Source organism: Mesorhizobium sp. M2A.F.Ca.ET.067.02.1.1 (assembly GCF_004023285.1).
In the GTDB taxonomy this organism is placed as follows: Bacteria; Pseudomonadota; Alphaproteobacteria; order Rhizobiales; family Rhizobiaceae; genus Mesorhizobium.
In genome coordinates, this window is record NZ_RZSB01000427.1 from 1 (window position 1) to 5,248 (window position 5,248).

Below are 5,248 nucleotides of genomic sequence, written 5' to 3' on the forward strand. Positions count from 1 at the left end.
CGGGCGTTCGCTGTTGCTCATCTCGGCAGCCGGGCAATGAGACGTCAGGCTCCCGGCCCCGGATAGGCTGGGGTCGGGAGTTGGCGGGGGCGCCGTCGATCAGTCGGCCGACGCGATGATGTCGGCGAAGCGCTTCTGCGCGTCTTCGAGCGTCATGTCGGGCTTGGCGAAGAATTCGGAGAACAGGTCCTCCTTCTGCTTCTGGCTGTCCTGCGAGAGCAGCTGGTCCGTCCACGGCATGACGGCGCCCTTGGCGAGAATGGCGAGGCCCTTCTTCATGCAGTCGTTCGCCGTGTTGAGGTCGACGTCGCCGCGCACCGGCAGCGAGCCCTTCTTGAGGTTGAAGGCGACCTGGGTCTTGGGATCGAGCAGCGTTTCGGCCAACACTTCCTGCGCCTTGGACTTGTCGGCGTCCTTGAGCAGCGGGAAGTAGAAGGCGTCGCCGCCGGTGGCGATCACCTCATTCAGGCCGAGGCCGGGCAGGCAGGTATAGTCCTTGCCGGCGGTCTTGTCGGCGACCTGGAACTCGCCCTGCGCCCAGTCGCCCATGATCTGGCCGCCGGCCTTGCCGGTGATGACGAGATTGGTCGCCTGGTTCCAGTCCTGCACATTGGTGTTCTTGGCCATCTTGCGGGCGTCGTCCGCCGCCTTGAACACCTTGGCGATTTCGGGACCGGCGGCGAATTTGGCGTCCTTGTCCTTATACACTTTCAGGAAGGCGTCGGTGCCGCCAACCGCGGCCAGCAGCACGTCGAAGGCGCCCGATGCCTGCCAGGGCTGCCCGCCGACCGCGAGCGGGATGATACCGGCTTTCTCGAGCGCCGGAGCGGCGGCCACGAATTCATTCCAGTCCTTCGGCGTCGGCACGCCGGCCTTCTGGAAGGCGTCATTCGACAGCCACAGCCATTGCCAGGAATGGATGTTGACCGGCACGCAATAGATCTTGCCCTCGATGGTGCACGAGTCGAGCAGGCTCTTTGGCCGCACGATCTCGGTCCATTTGTCCTTGGTGGCGATGTCGGTGAGGTCGCGCATCAGCCCGGCCTGGACCAGTTCCTCGGCCTGGCGGCCGTGGTTGAACTGAGTGGCGCCCATCGGGTCGCCGCCGGTGATGCGGCTGATCATGATCGGCCGCGCCGTGCCGCCGGAGCCTGCGATGGCACCGTCGACCCAGTGATTGCCCGTGGCATCGAATGCCTTGGCAAGCTCGGCCACCGCCGCCGCTTCACCGCCCGAAGTCCACCAATGGGTGACTTCGAGGTCGGTCGCGGCCGCCTGACCGGCAAAGTTGAGCGCAACCGTCGCGGCAAAGGCGGCAGTCAGGAATTTGTATCGCATTTCGGCTTCCTCCCAGAATCTGAAACGTTACAGATTTTCGATACGGCAAATGGCCGGCATAGGCAACCCCTTGTCTTAAAGCGGCCTAAGATTTTTTCGAGGCGCGAACAAAATCCTTCTCTCAAAGCGCCAAAGCTGGTGCCAAAGTGATTGATCGTGGCTAAAACTGGTCCCAGATCGATATTTCTTTTTGATTCCAGGGACTTTGGGTTCATCTCCGCCCGCGGACTGCAAAGGTCGTGACCTTGCCGGCCAATCACGAAGATTGGCAATCTGTAACGTTTCAGTATACTGGCGCTCGCCGCGGGCAGAAGTCGCGCAGTCGTCAACGCCGCACGATTGCCGGCTGGCCCCGCGGCTGCTATGCGCCTGGCGGGCGGGACGAATGGATAGACGGGTAACGAAGAAGGGCGACGACGCGTCAGGCAAGGAGCGGCCGACGCTGAAGACGCTTGCCTTCATGACCGGGCTTGGCGTCACGACGGTGTCGCGTGCGCTGAAGGATGCGCCCGAGATCGGCGCTGAGACCAGGCGCCGCGTCCAGCTCGTCGCCAAACAGATCGGCTATCGTCCGAACCGCGCCGGCGTGCGCTTGAGGACCGGCAAGACCAACGTCATCTCGCTTGTGCTGAACACCGAGCACGAGCTGATGAGCTTCGTCTCGGACATCATCTACGGCGTCACCGAGGTCATCGCCGACACGCCCTATCACCTGATCGTCACGCCCTATTCGCGCTCGCAGGATCCGCTCGTCCCGGTGCGCTATCTGGTCGAGACGGGCTCGGCCGACGGCGTCATCATATCGCGCACGCAGCCCAACGATCCGCGGGCGCGCTACATGCTGGAGCACGGCGTTCCCTTCGCCACGCATGGCCGCACCGACATGGGGCTGGTGCATCCCTATCACGACTTCGACAATTACGCCTTTGCCGGCGAAGCCGTCCGCGCGCTGGCCGCCAAAGGCCGCAACCGGCTTGCCCTCGTGACGCCCCCGGTTGGCCTCACCTATTTCCGCTATACGGTGAACGGCTTTGCCGATGCGCTGAGCGAGGTCGGCGCCTCGGAGGTGCCCTTCAACACCGTCTCGATCGACCATACGATCGAGCAGATCAGGATGCGCACCGCCCAGCTCATGCGCCGAGACGACCGCCCGGACGGCATCATCAGCAGCGCCGCCGCGGCAACGCTCGCCGTCGTCGCTGGCATCGAGGATGCCGGCCTGAAGCTCGGCCGCGATGTCGACGTGGTGTCGAAACAGTCCTCGGAGGTGCTGCACCTATTTCGGCGGGAGCTGCTCGTCGTCAACGAGGATTTCCGGCTGGCCGGCTACGAGCTCGCCCGCGCCGTGCTTGGCTGGATTGCAGGCAAGGAACCCGGCTCCCTGCAGTCGCTGAGCAAGCCGAGTGAGGTCATGCCCTATCGGGGCTAGTGCCCCGCGCCGCTCCCCCACGGGCCATGGAAGGCGCCCTGCTCGCCGATGCGCTCAAAACCATGCGCGCCGAAGAAGTCGCGTTGCGCCTGGATGAGGTTCGACGTGCCGCGTCCTTGGCGATAGCTGTCGAAATAGGCCAGCGCCGAAGACAGCGCCGGCACCGGCGAGCCGGCCTCGGACGCCCTTGCCACGATACGCCGAAGCGACGGATGCGCTTCCTTCATCATCGCGATGAAGGCCGGCGCCATCAGGAGGTTGGTGGACGCGCTGCCCGAGCCGAAAGCCTCGGCCATCGTGTCCAGCATCTGCGAGCGGATGATGCAGCCGGCGCGCCAGATCTTGGCAATGGTCGGCATCGGCAGGTTCCAGTTGAACTCCTTGGATGCGCCGCTCATCACCGCGAACCCTTGCGCGTAAGCCGCGATCTTGCCGGCGAACAATGCCAGCTCCAGATCCTTGAGCAGCGCGGCCTTGTCGCCGGCAATCTTCTCGACGCCGATATCGCCATAAGCCTTTTCAGCCGCCTGCCGCTCGTCCTTGATCGAGGACAGCACGCGCGCCGCGACCGCCGCCTCGATGGCGGTGGCCGGAATGCCGAGCTGCTGCGCCTCGATGACCGACCATTTACCGGTGCCCTTCTGCCCGGCGCGGTCGAGGATGATATCGACCACCGGCTTGCCGGTCTTGGGATCGTCGGCGGCCAGCACCTTGGCGGTGATCTCGATCAGGTAGGAGTTGAGCCGGCCCTTGTTCCATTCCTCGAACACCCTGCCGATCTCCTTGGGCGCCATGCCGAGCCCGTCGCGCAATATGCCGTAGATCTCGGCGATCATCTGCATGTCGGCATATTCGATGCCGTTGTGGATGGTCTTCACGAAATGGCCGGCGCCGTCGTGCCCGAGCCAAGCCGCGCAAGGCTCGTCCTTGAACTTGGCCGAAATTGCGGTCAGCACCTTCTCGACGCGCTTCCAGGATTCTTCAGTGCCGCCGACCATAATCGAGGGCCCATGGCGGGCGCCTTCCTCGCCACCGGACACACCCATGCCGATGAAGGTCAGGCCCGAGCCGGAGAGTTCCGAGAAGCGGCGCATTGTGTCGCGGAAGTTGGCGTTGCCGGCATCGATGACGATGTCGTTGTCGGAGAGCACGCCGCGCAGTGCCGCGATCTGCTCGTCGACCGGCTTGCCGGCCAGCACCATGATGATGATCGGCCGCGGCGGCCGGATCGCCGCGGCAAGCTCCTCCAGGCTGTAGCAGGGAACGACCATGTCCTTCAGCGGACCGGCGCTCTCGACAAAGGCGTCGGTGCGCGACGGCGTGCGGTTGAAGACGGCGATGCGGTGCCCGTGCTCGGCGATGTTGAGCGCCAGGTTGGAGCCCATCGTGCCAAGGCCGATTAGGCCGATTTCGGCTTTTTCCATCGTTTCTTCCCTGCTTTCGAATGCTTGTTGTGGCCGCGTTCCGGGCGATGCCCACTGTTTCGCAAGATGAATGACGGGCCTTGGCGGCGCCGTCAACCGCCTCGCCGTATTCTATATGGACTGGATCTCAATCGGATCGGATGTCGATCGGCGCCTCGATCTTTACCGCCTCGAAATCCGAAACGAGGATATCGAGCCGGGCGTTCCATCGGCCGGGCAGCGGAATGACGAGATTATCGACGCGCCAGGTGCCGTCGCCGGGTTTCCTCGCCGGCCGCTTGATCGGCTCGATGCCGGAATCCGGCTTCGACAGCACCAGCGTCACCTGCTTGGCGTCGAGCGGTCCGAAATCACCCGTCATAATCACCATCGACGCAGCGACCGCGCCCGCATGTCCAGGCGTGATGCTGAGATCGGCCATAGCTTCCAGCGTGTGGATATGGATCGACACCGGCTGCGCCGCGGCGATCGCCAGCGCGCGCGGCGGCGGGGTGAAGCGCCAGCCGGCGGCGACGCCGAAGATCGCGAGCACAATCACCACCTCGATGCCGATCGAGCGCACCAGCCGTCGCTGCACTTCCGTGTCACCGGCCTCGGCGGGCGCCGTCAACGTCCAGCGATTGACCGCGGCTAGCGTGAACAGGAAGAGCAGCAGCGCCAGCTTGAGCAGCAGCAGGCGGCCATAGGCGGTGTGGACCAGCGCAGCCGGCTCTTGCACCTGGATGACTCCAAGCACGATGCCGCTTGCGGCAAGCAGGATGACGACCGGCAGGATCGCCCGGGAGAAGCGCCGCAGAAAGACTTTTGCTTCCGCCGGCTCCCGCCGCAATGCCAGGCCGAGCGGTGCCAGCGCGCCGGCCCAGAAGGCGATTGCCGTGCCATGCAGGAACACCAGCGGCCGCGTCAGCCATTGCGGTTCGGCGGCGCTGGCGTGGCCGCTGGCGGCAAGAGCGCCGCCGACACAAAGCAGTGCTGCGCCTGCCGACGGCTTGCGAAGACCCGACGGCCCGGCAAGCGACAGCAAAGCGAGACCAAGAGCGATCAGGCCGATCAGCAC

4 protein-coding genes are annotated in these 5,248 nt (G+C 64.7%); 1 reads left to right on the forward strand and 3 read right to left on the reverse strand.

All coding sequences use genetic code 11. The annotated features are described in order from the left end of the window. Positions 1–99: 99 nt before the first annotated feature. A complete protein-coding gene (locus tag EOA28_RS24050) occupies positions 100–1,338 on the reverse strand; it encodes an ABC transporter substrate-binding protein (RefSeq protein WP_128315351.1) in 1,239 nt (412 codons plus the stop codon). Positions 1,339–1,723: 385 nt separating this feature from the next. Between EOA28_RS24050 and EOA28_RS24055 the strand changes: the two genes are divergently transcribed. Further along, entirely contained in the window at positions 1,724–2,767 is a 1,044-nt protein-coding gene (locus EOA28_RS24055; RefSeq protein ID WP_127250048.1) for a LacI family transcriptional regulator, read from the forward strand. Here EOA28_RS24055 and gndA read toward each other — a convergent pair. Both gndA and EOA28_RS24065 read right to left on the reverse strand, forming a co-directional pair. Next, entirely contained in the window at positions 2,764–4,191 is a 1,428-nt protein-coding gene (gndA, locus tag EOA28_RS24060) for an NADP-dependent phosphogluconate dehydrogenase (RefSeq protein ID WP_127250049.1), read from the reverse strand. The genes EOA28_RS24055 and gndA overlap by 4 nt on opposite strands. A gap of 127 nt (positions 4,192–4,318) precedes the next feature. Then, positions 4,319–5,248: copper resistance D family protein (locus EOA28_RS24065; protein ID WP_148670824.1), on the reverse strand; the 930-nt coding region annotated here is incomplete at its 5' end.